This window comes from Idiomarina piscisalsi (assembly GCF_002211765.1).
Taxonomy (GTDB): Bacteria; Pseudomonadota; Gammaproteobacteria; order Enterobacterales; family Alteromonadaceae; genus Idiomarina; species Idiomarina piscisalsi_A.
Map to the genome: position 1 here is coordinate 1,279,966 of NZ_CP022133.1, position 19,422 is coordinate 1,299,387.

Sequence of the window (19,422 nt, forward strand, 5' to 3'; positions counted from 1 at the left end):
ACTAAAATTGGCGCGTATTCTATCATTTTCACCGTCACAGCGGTAGTCAAAGGTTTACCAAACCGGAGGCTCTTCACGCCATTGTCCCGGCTGTAATCCTTTTAACTGAAAAGGGCCGACTGCGGCTCTTATCAACCTTAACGTTGGTAGTCCAACGTGTGCTGTCATGCGACGAACCTGTCTGTTTTTGCCTTCTCTTATTTTTATGCAAAGCCATGTGTCCGGAATCGACTTTCGCTCTCTAATCGGCGGGTTACGGGGCCATAAGTTATTCGGCTCGGGCATAACAAAAGCTTCTGCCGGGCGGGTTAGGCCATCTTTTAGCTCAACACCGTGACGAAGTGCTTCCAGTTGCTCTTCAGTCGGCTCGCCTTCGACTTGAACCCAATATGTCTTCCATACCTTATACTTAGGGTTCGCAAGTCTCGCCTGATAGACACCGTCGTTGGTAAGCAGCAGCAAGCCTTCGCTATCTTTGTCGAGACGCCCGGCAGGATAAACATCCTTATGAGGAATATAATTTTTTAAGGTATCATCGTCAGCTTCACCACTAAATTGCGATAGAACACCGTAAGGTTTATTAAGCAAAACCAATTTGGGGTTCGCAGGACGTTCTTTACGCTTTTTCTGCATGATACTCCTTCAGGGGTTATCGAATTTATTGGATTGTCGATGCGTATGCTCTAGTATAGCGGGCGCTATTTTAACCGACTCAGCAATTAAAGTGTGGTAATTTTTGTGAATGATAACAAGCTAATAGTAGGCGGCTCATTAACCGATGCGTTAACTGGTAAGTACGATTTTTCGTTAAAAAGTGTCATAGAGCAATCATTTAATGTCACTAAGAACCATCTTGGCTCTTTGTTAGGCGGCTTTTTAATTTTATTCGGCATTAACGTGTTAATGGTACTGGTGCTGATTAATTTCTTCTCGTTGGAAAGTTTTGAAAACTCGCTGGAACTGCAGTTTGTCACCAGTATTATTCAAGCGGTTATTAATGCGCCATTGCTCGGTGGCCTTATGCTGATGGGCATAAAACACAGCGTTGATATAAAAACAAAAGCGACACAAGTATTTGACGGTTTTCAGCGCTTAATGCCGCTTATTGTAGTCTCATTAATTGCGACCGTTTTAAATATTATTCTGACTTTGCTACTGGGGCAATTACATCCGAATTTAGGGCTACTTGGCTCGCTGTATTTAACCGTGGTTCTGGCTTTAGCTATGCCGTTGGTTATCGAGCGTGGTACCGGCCCATTGAATGCACTGTATTACTCTTTCCGCATTACCCACTACAAGTTGCCAAAATTTATTGTGCTCTTTTTACTCATTATGGGTGCTTTGTTTTTGGCGATTATTCCATTTGGCTTAGGTTTGATTTGGATGTTGCCAATGATTTATAACCTGATTGGTGTGGTCTATAAAGATATTATTGGCGTAACTATTATTAATAACGATGACCCAGAGCCGTCTGACAATATTTCTATTTAAGGCTTATTTGAGGAATATATGCGAATAGTTACGATAATTTTATTCATTGTTCTTTGTATTGCGGCGCTGTTAACGCCTTGGTTTATTCCAAAGGAGCCAGCTAAAGAGGAAGACGCTTCAGTGGTTGCGCATTTACCGCCAATTCCTGAGGTGAAAACGCAGACGACGATGCCAGAGTTTTCGGCAATGACGGATGTGTCGGAGAAAAAGGAATCATTTTTCCGGTTTTTACTGCCAATGGTTGAAGCGGAGAATATTCGCATTTTGCACGAGCGTGCTTATTTAAAAGACGTTTATAATCGCTATAAAGAGGGCAATTTAACAGCCGAAGATCAGCAGAAAATTGACGAGTGGATAGATTACTACCGTCTGGAAGAAGACATTGAAGTCGATGACAACCTGTTTGGTTTGTTGAAACGTCGTATGGACATTATTCCGGAGATGATGGTTCTTGTTCAGGCGGCTAATGAGTCAGGCTGGGGAACTTCTCGTTTCTCTCGGATGGGACTTAATTTGTTTGGCCAATGGTGTTACGTCAGAGGTTGTGGGCTTGTTCCTAAGGGCCGTGAAGAAGACGGTCGTCACGAAGTCGCTAAATTCGACTCAGTGAATGATTCGGTAAAAAGTTACATGCGTAACATAAATACTCACGGTGCTTATTTAGACTTGCGTTTATTACGAGAGCAAAAACGTCTCGAGAATGAGGCGATTACAGCAAGTGACCTCATTGTAGGGCTCGAAAGCTACTCGGAGCGAGGCGTTGAGTACATTGAAGAGTTACGAGCGATGATTCGTATCAACCGTCCGATTGTCAATGAAGTACGTCAGCAGTTAGATACGGAAGCGAGCAGTGAGGCGGCGCCGCAGTAGCCTCATCCGCGACAAAACAAAAAAGCCCCGACAGGGGCTTTTTTATTGGGCAACAGTAGAACTCATTCAGGCCAGTTGTTTTATATTGATACTCTTTACACTGGTTTCTGTGTCGACTGCCGTTGCAAAGTTATTATTTTGAATCGGTTCATTATCAAAGGCTTTATCGCCATCTTCTTTTGCTACGCCATCAGCCATTACCGCCAGAAAATCAAACAGATTATTGTCAGCAAGGTGAGAAGGTGCGACATTTTGCATTGCTGTAAAAATGCTTTCTATTCGTCCGGGAAATTGTCTATCCCACTGGTTTAGCATTTGTTTTATTTGTTTACGCTGCAAGTTTTCCTGAGATCCGCACAAGTTACACGGAATAATAGGGAATTCCATGGCTTGCGAGTACTGCTCAATGTCTTTTTCTTTGTTATACGCAAGCGGTCGAATGACAACATGCTCCCCGTTATCACTGGCAAGTTTTGGGGGCATTGATTTTAGCTTGCCGCCGTGAAACAGGTTCAAAAACAGGGTTTCGATCATATCATCGCGATGATGACCCAGCGCTATTTTGGTGGCCCTTAGCTCTTTCGCCGTTCGATACAATATCCCACGTCGCAAGCGAGAGCATAGCGAGCAAGTTGTTTTGCCTTCAGGGATTTTGTCCTTAACGATACTGTAAGTGTCTTCTTCAACAATTTGGTAGTCGACACCAAGTGAATTTAAGTAATTAGGCAATACGTGCTCTGGGAAGCCAGGTTGCTTCTGGTCAAGATTAACGGCAACGAGAGAGAACTGAATAGGCGCCACACGCTGCAAGTACATAAGGGTATCGAGTAGGGTGTAGCTGTCTTTACCGCCGGACAGGCAAACCATAATGTGGTCACCGTCTTCAATCATACCAAAATCTTGAATGGCTTTACCCGTTTCGCGGCGAATTCGTTTTTGCAGCTTATTAAAACTGTACTGACTGCTGTTTGCCATTGTGGCTCCCGTTTACCCGACTAGCTTAAAATAACGCGCGGATTATACCTAAGCGCTGCGCATCAAGCGAGAGGGCATTTAAAATCATCCGGTTTTATTGCCAGTACATCACAGTTTATTTGGTCTAATACATGCTCTGCGGTATTGCCAAGTAGGGCGGCACTAATACCTGTGCGACCAATAGTGCCCAACACCACCAGCTCCGCATCCAGTTGCTTCGCAAAATCGGGGATTACTTGTTCCGGCAAGCCTTGAGAAAGATGTTGTGCATGGGAGGATATGCCAAATTCACGACCTAACGCCGCCATTCTATTAATGTGGTGTTGTTCCAACGCGTCGGAGTATTCAGTGACATCGAACTCTGGAATTTCGACAGCAATGTTCACCGGTGCGCTTGGATAAGCATTCACCAAATGCACGCTGGCATCCAGTGTTTTGCTCATGGCTTGAGCGTGCTCGATAATCCGTTTGTTTAGCTGTTGGTGATGCTCGTCTTCGGAGCCTGTGTGGACGGCTGCGATAATTTGACCATGGCTTGGCCATTCGTGTTCTTTCACAAGTAGCACGGCACAAGGCGCTTTTCTTAATAAATGCCAATCGGTCGGTGTAAACAGAAGGTTTTGAAAGCTTGGGCTTACCTGAGTGCCTTTAATCAGAAGTTCGTGGTTATTCTTCAGCACTTCTTCGATAATCGCTTCAAAAGGACGGTTGTGCCAAACCACTTCTTTCTCTATCTGTACATTCTCAGTATCAAACTCACTGAGTAAGTCATCAATCCAGGCCTTCCTGTCAGCGATGAGGTTTGAGCGCATAATGTCTCGCTCTTCACTCGATAGCATGGTGGTCATTTCGTACGAAAAGTCGTAAATAGAAAGGAATAAAGTGAGTTTACAATCGGGGTTAAGACGCGCCATATGCATCGCCCGTTTGAGTGCTTTATGCTGTTCATCAGCAGGGTCCAGGACGACCAGTAACTTATTAAAGCTATTCATCTTTATTCCTTAATTAGAGAGTCATGCTTCTTACTTAAGAATAGCTGATGAATAGCGAATTTGAAGCCTTTAATGACCAGCTGAATGGAAAAAAGGTTTGATCAGCGTCACGAAACTCCAAAGAGCATAAACAATCAGGAGTATTCCCATTGCGATTCGGACACCACGGGCTTTTAGAAAGTTGTGCAGAAATTGACTAAAGTGGCCGGCAGCTATCATGGCAGGGAGGGTGCCGAGACCAAAGAAAGCCATTGTTAACGCGCCACCATGCGCAGTACCGCTAATGGCGGCCCAACTTAATGCAGTGTAAACCATGCCACAAGGCAACCAGCCCCATAAAGCACCGGCCAAGAAGGTATTAACAAGACCCTGCCTATTCTTTAAACGTCCTGCAAACGGTTGTATTTTTCGCCAAAGTGGAGCCGCAAGTTTTTCTATATAAACGAGTCCGGAAAACCAGCCGGTAAAGTACAAACCAAGCAACAATAAAAATAGGGCGGCGAGCCAGCGGAGTATGACCGTCGTGTATGAACCGTCGGGGGATATTAGCCCTATCGCAGCACCAACAAGCGTCCCAATGACAATGTAAGACGTAATACGTCCCAGATTATAAACCCAGACCATATAAGGCTTAGAGCGGACGCCAATTGCGCTGGCTATGCCACCGCACATGACTAAGCAATGCCCGGCGCCCGCTAAGCCCATCATCAGGGCAGTTATATAATCAGCGCTTGATGTCATCATCACTATCCGGCTTTTTATTTTGCTCGTTTGACTCTTCGTTATCCGTTCCCTTAGGCTTATCGTCGTCCATTAAAATATTAAGACCCTGACGCTCAATATCCTCAAACTGATCGGAACGAACCGCCCAGAAAAAGATGGCTATAGCGATAATCACAAAAATAATTGCTACCGGAATTAATGCGTAAATAACACTCATTTTTTATAAAGCCTTAATGAATTGGCAATAACCAATAAGGAACTTAGTGACATTCCCAACGCGGCTGCCCATGGCGCAACAAAGCCAAGCGCTGCAAAGGGTAATATGCTGACATTATACAGCAAAGCCCAACTGAAATTCTGCCGCATAATGCTGCGTACTTTTGTCGCACCCTTAATAACCGTTTCAATTTGCCAAAGCGACTCACCCATTAAAATAATATCCGCTGACGTTTGAGCGAGGTCAGACGCACTTGAAAAGGTCATAGAAAGGTCAGCCTGCGCGAGCACCGGGCTGTCGTTTATGCCATCACCAACCATCCACACCGTTTGACCGCTGCTTTGCGCATCAATAATCAAGCTAAGTTTGTCTTCAGGCTTTGTTTCACCATGCCAGTTTTTGATACCTAGCGTGTTAGCGACTTTCTCAACTCTGTCTTTGCTGTCTCCGCTGACAATAATCGGTGTGTACCCTTGTTGCTTCAGCGTTGTGATTGTTTCTGACGCACCTGAGCGCAACTGATCATCGACATGGTATTCGGCTAACACTTGCGCTTCGCTGGCAAGCACAACCTGATGTTGACCTTCAGGCTGGTGTTGAGGATGCCACTGCTGAATAAAAGTCCGGCTACCAATGCGGTAGCGAACACCGTTTGCAATACCTTCTAACCCAAGACCTTGGTAGTTCTCGACGCTCTCGAAGCTGACTGGCTGTACTGAAAGCTGCTTTAATGGTGCGGCAATAGGGTGCTCAGAGTGACTCTCAAGACCTGCTGTCAGAGCATCATTGTGATGAGACTTTGCATAATCAAGCTTTGAAAGTAACTTAAATTTACCTTCGGTTAAGGTGCCGGTTTTATCCAGAAATACTGTTTTTAAGCTTTTTACCGACTCAATCACATCGGCATTTTTTAACAAGATGCCATCATTATTCAACCGATGAATAATGCCGGTTAGCGCGGTTGGAGCGGCTAACGACAGTGCACAAGGGCAGGTGGCAACCAATACCGCCAATGTCACCCACAAAGCATGCTCAGGATTGATAAACCACCAAGCTAAGAAGGTAACTGTTGCGGTTAAAAGAATACCGGCAATGAAATAGCCCGCAACTTTATCAATCACTTGTTGAACTTTGGGTTTGTCGGCTAAAGCGGCGTCTTGCATCGCAATGATACCGGCAAGCACCGTTTGCTGAGCCACCTCAGTCACTTCTACACGAATAGGAGAGCTCTGATTCAGACTGCCGGCAACCACTTTGTCGCCTTTTATCTTTGACGCGGGACGACTTTCTCCGGTTAAAAGGCTTTCATCTACTTGCGCTTTGTCAGTGAGCAGGTTTCCATCGGCTGGTAGCGTTTCTCCGGGCTTAACCCGAATAATATCGCCGACCTTTAACTGGCGAACTGCGATTTCTTCTGTGCCTTCGCCAACCTCGCGAACGGCGAGCTTGGGAAGCAACGTTAGCCTGTTTGTCGCGAAACGTAACGCCTTTTCTTTGGCTAATAACTCTAAAAAGCGGCCGGTTAATAAGAAGAAGGTAAACATTGAGATAGACTCAAAGTACACTTCTCCGGTATTGGTGATAGTTGCGTACACACTGGCGCTGTAGGCTCCTAATAATGCAATGGACACCGGAATATCCATGTTCAGCTTACTCGCCTGAAGGCCTCTCAACGCACCGGCATAAAATGGCTGTGCACTGTATAAAATAACGGGGGTAGCAAATACCAGGCTAACAACCCAAAGAAATCGTTGTAGGCTTTCCGATAAGTCACCGCCGACACCAAAATATAATCCAAAGGCCACCATCATCACTTGCATCGTGGCGATACCGGCAACGCCTAAGCGCTTAATGTATCCCTTACGTTGCTTTTCGTATTGATGTTCTGCTTCGTTGGGTTGGAAGGGAAGCGCTTTATAGCCAATACGGGCTAAGGTTTGCAGTATGTCACTCAACTTTAACGTGGTATCGTTCCAGTGTACCTGTAAACGACGGCTGCTAACATTAACGACCGCTTTATGTACTCCCTGCAAGCGCACCAACTCTTGTTCTATTAACCATCCGCAGGCACCGCAAGTAATATTTTCAACGGTGAGTGTCGCTATTTGTATGCTGTCGCCGGCATCACGAATAAATTCTTTTTGAATATCCGGGTGGTCATAAAGCGTTAACTGCTTGAGTTCGTCCGGAAGGAGCGGTGTTTCCAGAGGTTTCTCATCGCGGTGCTGATAATACGCGTCGAGGTTGTGCTGAATTATCGTATTAGCCACCGCTTCACAACCAGCACAACAAACGGCTTTTTCTTCACCTCTATAACGGACGGTTAAATCGACGCCCTTTGGTACTGGCTGTAAACAGTGAAAACATTCCATTGCTTAAACGCCATATAAAAGAGGGCGCAACGGCGTAAATTCAGCTTTGGGTAACTGATATTTTTCGCTGACTTTCCAGACACCATCGAATGGTTCAACCGTAATGGTCCATTTACCATCAATATTTTCCGGAATATCCGCTCGGTAGGTTCCGCCTGCGCTGCCTGTCACCATTAAATCGAAATCTTTGGATGCTTGTGTTGCGTGTACGAAATGGACTTTCAAAGCGCTCAGTTCTTTTGGCTTTCCAGTTTTATAGCGCAGCTCAAAAACACCATTATTGGCGATGAATTCAAAGCTAATATCACGTCGCTGCGCTTCTTCAACGTGCTCAATAATTGCATTAATGGTTTTGCCGCGTTTGTAATAGTCATCAACGACCATTGAAAAATTACCCTGGCTTACGGACAGATAAATAATAACGCCGCAAACGATCATTACCGTAACAGGAAGGGAAATAAGAAACCAAGGCCAGAACTGCTTATACCAAGGTTGTTGCATAGTAAACCTCTTACAAAAAACCCCGCCGTAGCGGGGCTTGTGATTTCCTTTTACTCGTCGTCAGAGAGCGAGTAAACATAAGCCGATATAACGTGTATTTTATCCTCACCCAGAATATCTTTCCAGGCAGGCATAACACCATTACGGCCATGCTTCAGCGTTTCTTCAATTTTATTAATTGAACCGCCATATAGCCAAACGTTATCGGTTAAGTTAGGAGCGCCTAACTGTTGATTACCTTTACCGTCGGCGCCGTGGCAGGCACTACAAACTGCAAAGTTGGCTTTGCCAGCTTCAACCAAGTCAGGATCACGGTCACGACCACTTAGACTCGCAACATAGTTAGCAAGCTCCGTAATTTGCTTGTCACTGAACTGCTCGCCAAATGCCGGCATGTTGCCTTGACGACCTTGTAATAGCGTCGTTTTAATAGCGTCTGGAGAACCACCGTATAACCAAGCATCATCCGTTAGGTTAGGGAAACCCTGACCACCCATTGCGTTTGAACCATGGCACTGGGCACAGTTTTGCAAGAACAAACGCTGACCGACATCCAATGCATCTTCGTTATGAGCCAACTCTTCGATAGGCTGTTGAGCATAAGCTTCAAAGATAGGTCCATACTTTTCTTCAGCGTCACGAACCGCGCGGTCATATTCAACAATCAAGCCTTGTTCTTTGGCTTCTTTCATTGCCTGACGAGATTCTTCTAACGACTGAACGTCTTGGTTAGAGCTTTTCCAGCCTAATAATCCCTGAAAGTTACCTAGACCAGGATATAGTGCTAAGTAGATAAAGCCCCAAACAAAACACGCCCAAAACAGATACGTCCACCATTTAGGTAGTGGGTTATTCATTTCTACAATGCCATCGAATTCGTGGTCCATTTCCTGACCTTCTTCGATGTGTGTGTAGTTCTTCATGTTCCAACGCAGCAGCCAGATTAGAACGAATAAAAGGCCTAGCGTTAAAACAATGATCCATGCACTCCAGAAGCTACTCATCTTTCTTCGACTCCGGTTTGTCGCTATTAGTCGTTGATGAAGCCTCGTCTTCGAAAATAGAGTTGGCGGCTTCATCAAATTGTTTTTTACTGCGGCGGCTGAAAGCCCAGAACACAATGGCAATGAAAATTGCCAGGATGATCAGGCTAAACACGCCGCGCCAAGTTCCGTAATCCATTATTTATCGGCCTGCTGTAAAGCGGTACCCAGCGACTGAAGGTACGCAATAAGCGCATCCATTTCAGTTTCGCCCTGAACAGCTTCTTTGGCACCGGCAATATCTTCATCGGTATACGGAACGCCAAGAGAACGCATCACTTCCATTTTCTTCGCAGTTTTGTCGCCAGTTAGTTTATTTTCAGCTAACCAAGGAAACGCCGGCATGTTCGACTCTGGTACCACATTACGTGGGTTCATTAAGTGAACATAGTGCCACTCGTCACTGTAACGACCGCCAACACGAGCCAAATCTGGTCCGGTACGTTTAGAGCCCCACAAGTGAGGGAATTCCCAAACGTGTTCGCCCGCTAATGAGTAGTGACCATAACGCTCTGTTTCTGCACGGAATGGACGAATCATCTGGCTGTGACAGTTGTTACAACCTTCACGCATGTAGATGTCGCGACCTTCAAGTTCAAGTGCGGTGTATGGCTTCAAGCCTTTAATAGGCTCGTTAGTCTGGTTTTGAAATAACAACGGTGTAATTTCAACCAAACCACCGATAGACACTGCGATTATCATGAAAATAGACAGCCAGCCTAAGTTCTTTTCAACAAATTCGTGTTTAAAGCGACTCATTTTCTTCCCCCTCAGGCTGTTTGTACGACGTTGCCTGCGGCAGTCTCACGACGGCCAGCACGAATGGTTTTATAACAGTTATATGCCATTAACAGCATACCTACGACAATGAAGACGCCACCAATAAAGCGGCCAGTCCAGAACGGGTAAGACGCCTGAACGCTTTCAACAAAGCTGTAGGTGAGAGTTCCGTCAGAGTTGGTTGCGCGCCACATTAAGCCTTGCATCACACCTGAAATCCACATAGAGACGATGTAGAAAACAACACCGATAGTGTGTAACCAGAAATGCACATTCACCAACTTAACGCTGTGAATTTCTTTTTGGTTAAACAGGCGAGGTACTAAGTAGTACATAGAGCCAATGGTAATCATTGCAACCCAGCCAAGTGCACCTGAGTGTACGTGGCCAACTGTCCAGTCTGTATAGTGAGACAGGGCGTTAACCGATTTAATTGCCATCATTGGACCTTCGAAGGTCGACATGCCGTAGAACGACAATGAGACAATTAAGAAGCGCAAGATTGGGTCAGTACGCAATTTATGCCAAGCACCAGAGAGTGTCATGATACCGTTGATCATGCCACCCCAAGAGGGTACGAACAAGATAACTGACATGACCATACCGACCGACTGAGTCCAGTCAGGCAAAGCGGTGTAATGCAGATGGTGAGGACCGGCCCAAATATACAGTGAAATAAGTGCCCAGAAGTGAACAACGGATAAACGGTATGAGTAAACCGGACGTTCTGCCTGCTTAGGTACGAAGTAATACATCATACCCAGGAAACCAGCAGTCAATAGGAAACCAACAGCGTTGTGCCCGTACCACCATTGAACCATAGCGTCGACAGCACCTGAGTACATAGAGTATGACTTAGTAAAGTCTACCGGTACAGCCAGGCTGTTAACAATGTGTAGCATCGCAATAACGACAATAAAGCCGCCGTAGAACCAGTTCGCAACATAAATATGCGAGGTTTTACGAATGGCTAATGTTCCAAAAAATACGATGAGGTAAGCAATCCAGACTATCGCGATAAGAATATCGATTGGCCATTCAAGCTCAGCGTATTCTTTGGTGCTGGTTAAACCGAGTGGCAGCGTAATAACTGCGGCAACAATAACGGCTTGCCAACCCCAAAAGGTAAAAGCAGCAAGTTTGTCTGAGAAAAGACTCACTTTACAGGTTTTTTGCACCACATAATAAGAGGTGGCAAAAAGCGCACTGGTACCAAACGCGAAAATAACGGCGTTGGTATGAAGAGGGCGAAGACGCGAGTAGGTTAGCCAAGGTGTATTAAAGTTAAGTTCAGGCCAGACGAGCTGGGCTGCAATTAACACACCTAACGCCATACCGACGATACCCCAAATAATGGTCATGACAGTAAACTGCCGGACGACCTTCATATTATATTCGTTCGGTTGTTGTGGAATAGTTTGACTCATCTTTTAAATCCGCAATGATTAAGATCAGGAAAAAGGAGACTTTTACCAGACACACTCCTTGTAAAAGTACCTTCATTTTACGCTTTATGTTCAAAAAGGTACAGGGGGATATTGCCAGTATCCCCATAACTTTCAAGGTTATTGCGTTTTAAAGCGGCTCACAAGTTGACTTAAATCAACACTGTTTTTATTAAGATCCTGACTGACTTCAGCAACTTGGGCATTTGCTTCCTGATTTGCGTGAGAAAGATCAGAAATACCAGTGATGTTTTCGTTCAAATCTTTGGTGACTCGGCTTTGTTCGTCTGTGGCCGAAGCTATCTGAACATTCATGGTCGAGATGTTTGCAACAGCTTCCTGGATTTGACTAATAGCCTGTTCTGCTTTTAGCGCTTCCTCATTCGTTGAAGCAGAACGGCCTTCAACGTCCGTAATGATTTGGCTAACGTCTTTTATGGCACCCTGAATGCTGTCAACAATGCCGGAAATTTCATCGGTTGAGTGTTGTGTGCGTGTTGCCAGTGTTCGTACCTCATCAGCCACAACGGCAAACCCACGCCCCGCATCACCGGCACGAGCGGCTTCAATAGCGGCGTTCAACGCCAGTAAGTTGGTTTGTTCAGCGATAGCGACAATGACACCCAGAATATTACCAATTTTTTCTGAACCGTCCTGAAGCAAACGAGCTTGGTCACCCGCTTTCTTAAGCTCTTTTGTCAGTGCCTCAATGTTATTCACGGATTCGCGCACAATGACAGCAGAGCGACCGGCTTCTTCATCAGCGGTATTTGCAGAATCGGCAGCCTGACGAGCATGATCCGCTACCTCAGCCGCAGACGAAGAAAGCTCAGTAATTGCGGTTGCGACGGAGCCCGTTTGTGAACTCAACTCGTCGCTCTGCTGACTACTGCTGGAAGACAGTTCTATCAGCTTTTTCGCGGCCTCACTTTCACGTTGAGCACTTTCCTGAACACTTTGCACTAACTGTTGTATTTTATGTACAAAGGTATTAAATGATGCAGCCAATCTCGCCAGTTCATCAGACCCCGTATCGTTTAAGCGACGAGTTAAGTCACCTTCACCTTCGGCTATATCGACCATGGCGTTGTTAATGGTTTTAAGCGGTCGTGTAATCGAACGGATGATGAGGATAAACAAGAGCATCAAAGGAACAGCCAGCACCAACGCTAAGCCGGCCAGTTTAAAAAACTCCTGCCATAAAATAGTTGCAATGTTATCGGTGTATTGTCCGGTGCCAAGAATGATATTCCAGGGCTCGAAAACCCGAATTCGGCTGACCTTAGAAACCAAATTGTTACTATCGCTGCCTTTTTGCCAAATGTACTCGACGGTACCTCGATCGCTAGAGCGCGCTTTATTGATCATCTCCTGGAATAAGCGAGTACCTTCAGGGTCTTCGTAGGACAACACATTCTTACCAACTAGAGATTTAGTGAAAGGGTGCTGAACCATTTCGCCTTGGCGGTTAAGCGTAAAAATATATTCCGCTCCTTCATACCGAATTTCATCAAGGCGATTAAAAGCTTGCTGACGGGCTTGCTGTTCTGTCAATTGGCCGCTTTCAGCCTGTTCGTGATAATAACTAGCAATGGTGTGGGCGGCGTCTAATACAGCATCGAGCTTGCGCTTTTCTTCATCGATTAGAAGTCCGTTTAAAATAAACATCATAAACGCCACCATTAGGGCGGTGCCGAAAGCAGCGATTCCTAACAAAGTGACAAGCCGTTGGGTAATGCTAAGACGCTGTATTAACTTCATGGCCGTTCCTTAACTTTTTTAATTATGTTTTTATATCGTCTTAATTTACCTTTTCTTTACGCAAAGGAAAGTAGACCAAAGTCAAAGAACGTGTTTAAAAAGCATCCTATTCAGGTTTAGCGTTTCGTTGCTCCTTCAATAGTAGGGCAGAAAGCGCTGGTAATGTAACAATAGTAACGACAGCCGCGCCTATTAAACCGAACATCACAATAATGCCAACGCCACGGTAAAGCTCAGTCCCTTCGCCAGGAATGAACACCAATGGTGCAATCCCGCACAAGGTTGTCAAAGTGGTAATCGTGATAGGTCGGACACGAGAGCGTAGGCCTTCTTTTATAGCATCAATAAGCGCGTAGTTTTCTTTATCACGCAAATAAACAGCGCGCTCAACGACCAATATCGGATTATTGATAACGGTTCCCATGAGTATCAAAAATCCCAGCATGGTTATCATATCGAACGGTTGACTCAACGGTTTCATCCCCAGTAATGGCAGTAAGTCGCCAACGCCATTCATTATCGCTAGACCAAGAATGCCGGCACTGATACCCATTGGAATGGTCAACATAATAAGCAGTGGGTATCCCCAATGAGCGAATATTGCCACCATGAGTAAATAAACGATGGCGACCGAAAGCAGATAGTTTTGACTGAGAGCTGCTTGCGTTTCTGCTAGCTGGTCCGCCGCTCCCGACAATTGCGTTGTGATATCTTTACTAATAACACCTTGCTCACGCAAGTGTTGAATCACGTCACTTTGAACGGTCTGCACCCCCAATTCCAGCGGTACATCATCGGGTGGAATAATATTTAAGGTGACCGTTCTGCGGCTATCGACTCGACGCACCGTGCTGGTATCGACTGTTTCTTTGACTTCGGCTAGCGCCGATAGCGGCAGGGGACGTCCCTGATACTGAAGAACGGGCATGGTATTTAAGTCATCCGGTTTGACGTTGGTTTCGTCTTGACTGAATAAATACATATCGATTTTATCGTCCCCCTGAAAGAACTCACCGACAAAAGCGCCATCCGTCAGAGCGGCAACGGCAAACCCCAGACTCTCCGCATCGCTATTCACCTCAGCCAAACGGTCAAAATTAGGTTTCACTTCCAGTAACGGTTGCTGTAACGTCAAAGAGCTGGGGTTACTTTGAATGCGAGGGTTACCAAAAACGCTCTCGGAGCGCGAATAAATGGCACGCGCAGCGTCATAGACCTCGGCTAAATTACTGCCCCCAACATCAACGTTAATGCTTCGGGTCCCACCGTCATTGCTGCTAATAATAGACCCTTTAGTGGCAAACGCGCGCATTCCCGGGTAACGCTCATAAACCGTGGTTATCGCATCCATTAACTCTTCGATACGATCCGGGTTTCGAGTCTCAGCAATGATCCGCATATTAGTTGGCGAAACGCTGTAACTGATGGTTTTTAATGCCGGTATGGTGAGTCCATCGGGGCTTTGCACGTCGTTACTCTCGGTAATAAGAGCCGGGTCGAAGATCGCCCGGATTTCATCACCGATCGCTGACATGGTTTGTAAGTTGTAACCCGGTGGCGCATTCATTGAGGCAAACGTTTTCGCTTCTTCCCCCTCCGGTAAGTATTCCGCAGGCGGTGTTAAAAGCAGCCAGGTGACCACTACTGCAATAAAAGTGATGCCTACGGTCAGTAATTGACGGCTTTTACTGGTTAAAGTTGATTCCGCCATTTTATCGACGCTATTCAATAGTTTGTCGGTTACATCGGTTTTTGCTTTTGCCGGGAAATAGGCTGAAAGTAAAGGAACCAATGTGACTGAAACAGCCATTGAGGCGATAATAGCGGAGGAGATGGCAATAGCAATGTCCGAATAGAGCTGTCCCGCTTCTTGGACAATAAACAGGATAGGCAGGAAAACCATCACGGTTGTTAAGGTTGACGCAAGAACCGCTGTCCATACTCGCTGGACACCTAATATTGCGGCCTTTTTGGGTGAGGCGCCTTTTTGTCTCTCCAGCTCAATGCTTTCCAGCACGACAATGGTGTTATCCAATGTCATGCCAATAGCAAAGGCAATACCAGCCAGCGAAATAACATTGATGGTTCGTTCGAGCAGAAGTAAGCCAATAAAGCCGGCCAATGTACATATTGGAATACCGATAACGGCGATGAGCGTGGCGCGACCTGAACGCATTAAGGCATACATGACTAAAGTGGCAAACAATGCGCCCAGAGCCAGATTAAAAAGCACGTTTTGAATGGAGGCTTCCACGTAACGGACGTCATCGGAATTCAGGATTACTTGCATGCCAGCAGGGCGCAGAAGGTCTTCGTTAATACGTTCCACCTCTTCAAGCATGGCATATTTTATGTCAATAACGTTTGAACCAGACTCGCGTTTTACTTGTAGGCTTAACACCTGCTCGTCTTTAAACCAGGACTCACTGTTCGTTTCAAAGTGGTTCAGGTCGATACGGGCAACATCCTTTAGTCGGATAATGCGATCGCCATTACGCTCAATAATGGTACGTTCCATTTCCTCCAGGCTGTCAAAACGACCGACAGTGCGCAACAAATAGCGGCGTTTGTTTTGCTCGAGCTCACCGGCTGACGTATCGACATTACGACGTTGTAGCGCCTGCTGAACATCGGTAACGGTTAAGCCATAATGACTCAATGCTTCGCGATTTAGTTGAATGCGCACTTGCCGTTGAGCACCGCCGCTGACTTCAACTTGTGATACACCTGCAACAGAAGACATACGTGGACGCACATTATCCTCGACGTAATCGCGCATCCTGACCATGTCAATATTCTTAGGGTTATCGGGTAGGGGAGCCACCCGGAAGTACATAAAGGCATTGCTTGAGAAAGAAGCCGCAAAGATGCGCGGCTGATCGACGTTGTCAGGGTAATTCGGAACCTGACTTAATGCATTGTTAACTAGAATTAATGTTTCGGTAACATCAATTCCAAACGGAAAGTCCAATTCAATGGATGCCTGACCGTTACTCGCGCTACTTTCCATGCGTTGTAGGTTGGGCACTGTGCGAAGGTATTCTTCTTGCTCTATTAAAATCTCTTTTTCGATGTCCTGAGGTGTTGCTCCAGGCCAATTGGTTTGCACCGATATTGTCCTGACTTCCAAGTCAGGAATCATTTGCACCGGTATTTTTAAGGCGGCGGAAATGCCTAACAAACAAAGAATCAGGACTGCAACAATGGTGACATGCTTGTGACGTATCAGAGCTTCAATCATAAGCTTACTGGTAGTCCTCGCTAGAGGTTGGTGTGACGACTTCTCCGTCTTTCAATGACTCATTACCTCGCACGACGACGTTGTCCCCCTCAGTAAGAGAGGACTCGATAACGACCCAGCCGTCGAATTGCTGACCTAATTCAACCAGCTTTTCTCTAACAACTTGTTTGCCGTTATTATTTTCAACACCCCAGACAGACGTCCGCCCATCGCTATAACGAATAACTGCGTCTTGCGGCACCGTCAGCCTGGGAGAAGAACTACGCAACTTGATGTTCGCATTAACAGCAGAGCCTATAACCAGTCCGTCCGGGCTTTCAGGAGTCAGCCTTATCAAAAAGGTTCTGTCATTTGGGTTTATATAAGGAACCGTAGAGCTAATAGTCGCGTTAATACTGCGACCTTCGCTTTCTATAGAAACATCTGTTGAGCTATCGATTTCGTGTAAATAGCGTTGCGCTAAATAAGCATCGACATACATATCGTCTATTTGAATAACCCGAAATGCGGGCTGATCTTCTGTCACCCACTCTCCGACATTAACCAGCCTTTCGGCAATAACAGCATTAAATGGAACTTTGAGCTGATGATAATCTTGGTTTACTTGGCGCTCGTTCAAACGCGCAGTCACCTCAGCCAAATCGGCTTCCGCCACAGCAACGGCTGCGCGCGCTCGACGTAGCTCGCTTTGAGCGACAAAATCGGTTTTCGCAAGACGTTGAAGCTCTTCTAATTGCTGTCTTTCATCTTTAAGGGTTGCTTTTAAGGAGGCTTGCTGCGCCTTTAGCGATTCGATACTTGCATCGATTTGCCGCGTATCGAGGCGTGCTATGGTGATATTCGCATTGATGCTATCACCAACATCGTATTCAAATGACGATAGTCTTCCGGAAACACCAAAGCTTAATTCGCTATTATTTTTAGCCGCAACGGAAGCAGGAACAGAGAGAGTTTGATACGCGTGCTGTTTTTTTACTTTTACCACATCGACCTTAGTGGCTGCATGACTGACAAAGCTTGCCAGTAATGCGCATGCAAAAAACAAGAGAGTGACTCGTGGCTGTACGGTTGTTTTTATCATCATTTAGACAAGCCTTTTAGGAACCTGTCTAAAGTTTACGCAAAAAGGGGACCGACGGATTAACTTTGTGTATCTGTATGGTTATCCGTCGGCAGGTTGGGAACTAGGCAATGTCTGCTATTTGTGACTGAGCATTCGATAAGCCTTGCTCTCGTGACTCATCACCCATGTTTAAACCTTCAGCACGAACGACTTCAACATCGGTAATGCCGATAAAAGACAATGCGGTTTTTAGATAAGCTTCCTGGTGATCAAGTGCGCTCGCATCTCCGGTTGAATAGACACCGCCACGACCTGACGCAATATAGGCTTTTTTGCCTTCTAACAGACCTTCAGGACCATTTTCGGTATAACGGAAAGTTACGCCTGCTTGTAATACCCGATCAATCCAGGCTTTAAGCTGTGTAGGAATAGTGAAGTTGTACATAGGTGCGCCAATAACTAACACATCGGCGTTTTTGAGCTCTTCAACCAGTTCATTAATAAGTGGCTTATCTTCTGCCAGCAGCTCATCTGCACCTAAGTGCGGAATGGCGTCAGTCACTAAGTCGCGATGTTTTACCGAAATATCGCTTTCAGCTTGTAGTTTTTTAATAATGTCAGCACTTAACTGACGGCTCACAGAACCTTCAACAAAAATACCTGAGTCTAAGTGCAATACGTTCATAGGGTAGCTCCTTTAAATCTGGTCTTAATCATAATGTTGGCGTTAATACTACGTGTTCCGAATTAAATAAAAAGACGATAAAATGGGATGAAACGTTCCAAAATTAGAACACTTATGTCGATACCTAATATTGCAAATTACTATTTATTCGCGCGCACGGTGCGTGCCGGCAGTATTAATGCGGCTGCAAGAGAGTTAGAGCTACCAAAGTCGACCATAAGTCGCCGGCTAAGTCAGCTAGAGAAAGAGCAGGGCGTACGCTTGGTTAATAGGGGGCGTTCCGGGTTAAAACTTACCGATGTTGGCGAAGCATTTTTGGTGCATTGCGAGTCTTTAGTTGATGCCGCGGAATCTGCGCAGATGGTGACTCAGGCATTGTTAGAAAAGCCCAGAGGTCGTGTGAATATGAGTTGTCCGTATGCTATAAGCCAAAGTTTATTGGTGAAAGTATTACCTGAGTTCATGGAGAAATACCCAGAAGTGCAGCTCAATGTCATTGCGACTAATAGGCCGGTTAACCTCATTGATGAAAATATTGATATTGCGCTTCGGGTACGTCCGTATATTGAAGACTCCTCGTTAATTGCGCGGCCGTTAACAGAGTCTCCATCAAGTTTGTTTATTTCTCCTGAGCTGTTAAACGCGCAGCCGGTTAAAGAGCCTCAGGACTTAATACAGCACCCGCAACTGAGTCTGCATTACACCAGCGGGCGTTACCATTATCAGCTAACGAATGAACAAGGCGACAAGCAGCAAATTAATTTCCAGCCGAAGCTTATTAGTGACGACATGATGCTCTTAAAAGAAGCCGCCATAAATAACCAGGGAATTGTCGCATTGCCGAATTACATAGGACAGCAAGCGGTATCTGAAGGACTGCTTGTTCAATTACTACCGAACTGGAACTTACCGGTTGGTATTATGCACATGACATATTCTCATCGCCGTGGACTTAAACCTGCGGTAAGAACCTTAATAGATTTTCTGGCAGAGAAACTTCCTGAAGTAGCAGAGCACACGTTTTAAAGTGTAGGTCACACGTGTCATTGTCATTAAAAAAGCCTGAATCATCCGCCTTAAAGGCCAGTGTCACACACCAACTTTTTTAAAGTCACACGATAAAATGTCATCGTTTCGAAACGATTGAGCTGTCTTCTCGGCTGACATTATAGCAAGCTTATGTCTGTAATATTTTGAATTTCGTATTGTTTTGTAAATTTAAGTCGTTTAATGTCAACTAAATAACTAAAATAAAAGTATGGC

18 protein-coding genes are annotated in these 19,422 nt (G+C 45.5%); 3 read left to right on the forward strand and 15 right to left on the reverse strand.

Annotated elements, in window-relative coordinates; all coding sequences use genetic code 11:
- Positions 1 to 54 precede the first annotated feature (54 nt).
- Entirely contained in the window at positions 55 to 633 is a 579-nt protein-coding gene (locus CEW91_RS06175; RefSeq protein ID WP_088768156.1) for a pseudouridine synthase, read from the reverse strand.
- Positions 634 to 738: 105 nt separating this feature from the next.
- Between CEW91_RS06175 and CEW91_RS06180 the strand changes: the two genes are divergently transcribed.
- The gene (locus CEW91_RS06180; RefSeq protein WP_088769368.1) at positions 739 to 1,491 is read left to right on the forward strand and encodes a hypothetical protein; all 753 of its coding nucleotides are present in this window, start codon (positions 739 to 741) and stop codon (positions 1,489 to 1,491) included.
- An 18-nt stretch (positions 1,492 to 1,509) separates the two neighbouring features.
- Positions 1,510 to 2,361 (forward strand): glucosaminidase domain-containing protein, encoded by an 852-nt coding sequence (locus tag CEW91_RS06185; RefSeq protein WP_088768157.1) that lies wholly within the window; start codon positions 1,510 to 1,512, stop codon positions 2,359 to 2,361.
- A 66-nt stretch (positions 2,362 to 2,427) separates the two neighbouring features.
- Here the strand turns inward: CEW91_RS06185 and ttcA are convergent, their stop codons facing one another.
- The 14 genes from ttcA to CEW91_RS06255 all read right to left on the reverse strand — a co-directional run bounded on the left by ttcA (position 2,428) and on the right by CEW91_RS06255 (position 18,159).
- A complete protein-coding gene (ttcA, locus tag CEW91_RS06190) occupies positions 2,428 to 3,336 on the reverse strand; it encodes a tRNA 2-thiocytidine(32) synthetase TtcA (RefSeq protein ID WP_088768158.1) in 909 nt (302 codons plus the stop codon).
- 62 nt (positions 3,337 to 3,398) lie between these two features.
- Positions 3,399 to 4,328 carry a universal stress protein UspE gene (gene uspE / locus CEW91_RS06195; protein ID WP_088768159.1) on the reverse strand — a complete coding sequence of 310 codons (930 nt, stop codon included), beginning with the start codon at positions 4,326 to 4,328 and terminating at the stop codon, positions 3,399 to 3,401.
- Positions 4,329 to 4,397: 69 nt separating this feature from the next.
- Entirely contained in the window at positions 4,398 to 5,072 is a 675-nt protein-coding gene (locus CEW91_RS06200) for a sulfite exporter TauE/SafE family protein (RefSeq protein ID WP_232507038.1), read from the reverse strand.
- Positions 5,053 to 5,268, reverse strand: coding sequence for a cbb3-type cytochrome oxidase assembly protein CcoS (ccoS, locus tag CEW91_RS06205; protein WP_088768160.1), 216 nt, complete (start codon positions 5,266 to 5,268; stop codon positions 5,053 to 5,055). The genes CEW91_RS06200 and ccoS overlap by 20 nt, the downstream gene beginning before the upstream one ends.
- Positions 5,265 to 7,640 (reverse strand): heavy metal translocating P-type ATPase, encoded by a 2,376-nt coding sequence (locus CEW91_RS06210; protein WP_088768161.1) that lies wholly within the window; start codon positions 7,638 to 7,640, stop codon positions 5,265 to 5,267. The genes ccoS and CEW91_RS06210 overlap by 4 nt, the downstream gene beginning before the upstream one ends.
- Positions 7,641 to 7,643: 3 nt before the next feature.
- Positions 7,644 to 8,141 (reverse strand): FixH family protein, encoded by a 498-nt coding sequence (locus CEW91_RS06215; RefSeq protein WP_088768162.1) that lies wholly within the window; start codon positions 8,139 to 8,141, stop codon positions 7,644 to 7,646.
- A gap of 50 nt (positions 8,142 to 8,191) precedes the next feature.
- Entirely contained in the window at positions 8,192 to 9,145 is a 954-nt protein-coding gene (gene ccoP / locus CEW91_RS06220) for a cytochrome-c oxidase, cbb3-type subunit III (protein ID WP_088768163.1), read from the reverse strand.
- Positions 9,138 to 9,323: a cbb3-type cytochrome oxidase subunit 3 gene (locus CEW91_RS06225; protein ID WP_053953649.1), complete on the reverse strand. Its 186-nt coding sequence runs from the start codon at positions 9,321 to 9,323 to the stop codon at positions 9,138 to 9,140. Before CEW91_RS06225 ends, ccoP begins: the two co-directional genes overlap by 8 nt.
- Positions 9,323 to 9,943 carry a cytochrome-c oxidase, cbb3-type subunit II gene (gene ccoO, locus CEW91_RS06230; protein WP_088768164.1) on the reverse strand — a complete coding sequence of 207 codons (621 nt, stop codon included), beginning with the start codon at positions 9,941 to 9,943 and terminating at the stop codon, positions 9,323 to 9,325. The genes CEW91_RS06225 and ccoO overlap by 1 nt, the downstream gene beginning before the upstream one ends.
- Before the next feature lie 11 nt (positions 9,944 to 9,954).
- Positions 9,955 to 11,391 (reverse strand): cytochrome-c oxidase, cbb3-type subunit I, encoded by a 1,437-nt coding sequence (gene ccoN, locus CEW91_RS06235; RefSeq protein WP_088768165.1) that lies wholly within the window; start codon positions 11,389 to 11,391, stop codon positions 9,955 to 9,957.
- 138 nt (positions 11,392 to 11,529) lie between these two features.
- Positions 11,530 to 13,170, reverse strand: coding sequence for a methyl-accepting chemotaxis protein (locus tag CEW91_RS06240; RefSeq protein WP_088768166.1), 1,641 nt, complete (start codon positions 13,168 to 13,170; stop codon positions 11,530 to 11,532).
- A gap of 106 nt (positions 13,171 to 13,276) precedes the next feature.
- Positions 13,277 to 16,411: an efflux RND transporter permease subunit gene (locus CEW91_RS06245; RefSeq protein WP_088768167.1), complete on the reverse strand. Its 3,135-nt coding sequence runs from the start codon at positions 16,409 to 16,411 to the stop codon at positions 13,277 to 13,279.
- A gap of 4 nt (positions 16,412 to 16,415) precedes the next feature.
- Positions 16,416 to 17,495: an efflux RND transporter periplasmic adaptor subunit gene (locus tag CEW91_RS06250; protein WP_088768168.1), complete on the reverse strand. Its 1,080-nt coding sequence runs from the start codon at positions 17,493 to 17,495 to the stop codon at positions 16,416 to 16,418.
- Between the two features lie 100 nt (positions 17,496 to 17,595).
- Positions 17,596 to 18,159, reverse strand: a complete 564-nt coding sequence (locus CEW91_RS06255; RefSeq protein WP_088768169.1) for an FMN-dependent NADH-azoreductase — start codon at positions 18,157 to 18,159, stop codon at positions 17,596 to 17,598.
- A gap of 114 nt (positions 18,160 to 18,273) precedes the next feature.
- Between CEW91_RS06255 and CEW91_RS06260 the strand changes: the two genes are divergently transcribed.
- Positions 18,274 to 19,185, forward strand: a complete 912-nt coding sequence (locus tag CEW91_RS06260) for a LysR family transcriptional regulator (RefSeq protein ID WP_088769370.1) — start codon at positions 18,274 to 18,276, stop codon at positions 19,183 to 19,185.
- The last annotated feature ends 237 nt before the right edge of the window (positions 19,186 to 19,422 follow it).

Coding starts and splice junctions, on each gene's coding strand:
- CEW91_RS06175 (WP_088768156.1), bottom strand. CDS start 633: ATGCAGAAAAAGCGTAAAGAACGTCCTGCGAACCCCAAATTGGTTTTG.
- CEW91_RS06185 (WP_088768157.1), top strand. CDS start 1,510: ATGCGAATAGTTACGATAATTTTATTCATTGTTCTTTGTATTGCGGCG.
- ttcA (WP_088768158.1), bottom strand. CDS start 3,336: ATGGCAAACAGCAGTCAGTACAGTTTTAATAAGCTGCAAAAACGAATT.
- uspE (WP_088768159.1), bottom strand. CDS start 4,328: ATGAATAGCTTTAATAAGTTACTGGTCGTCCTGGACCCTGCTGATGAA.
- CEW91_RS06200 (WP_232507038.1), bottom strand. CDS start 5,072: ATGATGACATCAAGCGCTGATTATATAACTGCCCTGATGATGGGCTTA.
- ccoS (WP_088768160.1), bottom strand. CDS start 5,268: ATGAGTGTTATTTACGCATTAATTCCGGTAGCAATTATTTTTGTGATT.
- CEW91_RS06210 (WP_088768161.1), bottom strand. CDS start 7,640: ATGGAATGTTTTCACTGTTTACAGCCAGTACCAAAGGGCGTCGATTTA.
- CEW91_RS06215 (WP_088768162.1), bottom strand. CDS start 8,141: ATGCAACAACCTTGGTATAAGCAGTTCTGGCCTTGGTTTCTTATTTCC.
- ccoP (WP_088768163.1), bottom strand. CDS start 9,145: ATGAGTAGCTTCTGGAGTGCATGGATCATTGTTTTAACGCTAGGCCTT.
- CEW91_RS06225 (WP_053953649.1), bottom strand. CDS start 9,323: ATGGATTACGGAACTTGGCGCGGCGTGTTTAGCCTGATCATCCTGGCA.
- ccoO (WP_088768164.1), bottom strand. CDS start 9,943: ATGAGTCGCTTTAAACACGAATTTGTTGAAAAGAACTTAGGCTGGCTG.
- ccoN (WP_088768165.1), bottom strand. CDS start 11,391: ATGAGTCAAACTATTCCACAACAACCGAACGAATATAATATGAAGGTC.
- CEW91_RS06240 (WP_088768166.1), bottom strand. CDS start 13,170: ATGAAGTTAATACAGCGTCTTAGCATTACCCAACGGCTTGTCACTTTG.
- CEW91_RS06245 (WP_088768167.1), bottom strand. CDS start 16,411: ATGATTGAAGCTCTGATACGTCACAAGCATGTCACCATTGTTGCAGTC.
- CEW91_RS06250 (WP_088768168.1), bottom strand. CDS start 17,495: ATGATGATAAAAACAACCGTACAGCCACGAGTCACTCTCTTGTTTTTT.
- CEW91_RS06255 (WP_088768169.1), bottom strand. CDS start 18,159: ATGAACGTATTGCACTTAGACTCAGGTATTTTTGTTGAAGGTTCTGTG.
- CEW91_RS06260 (WP_088769370.1), top strand. CDS start 18,274: ATGTCGATACCTAATATTGCAAATTACTATTTATTCGCGCGCACGGTG.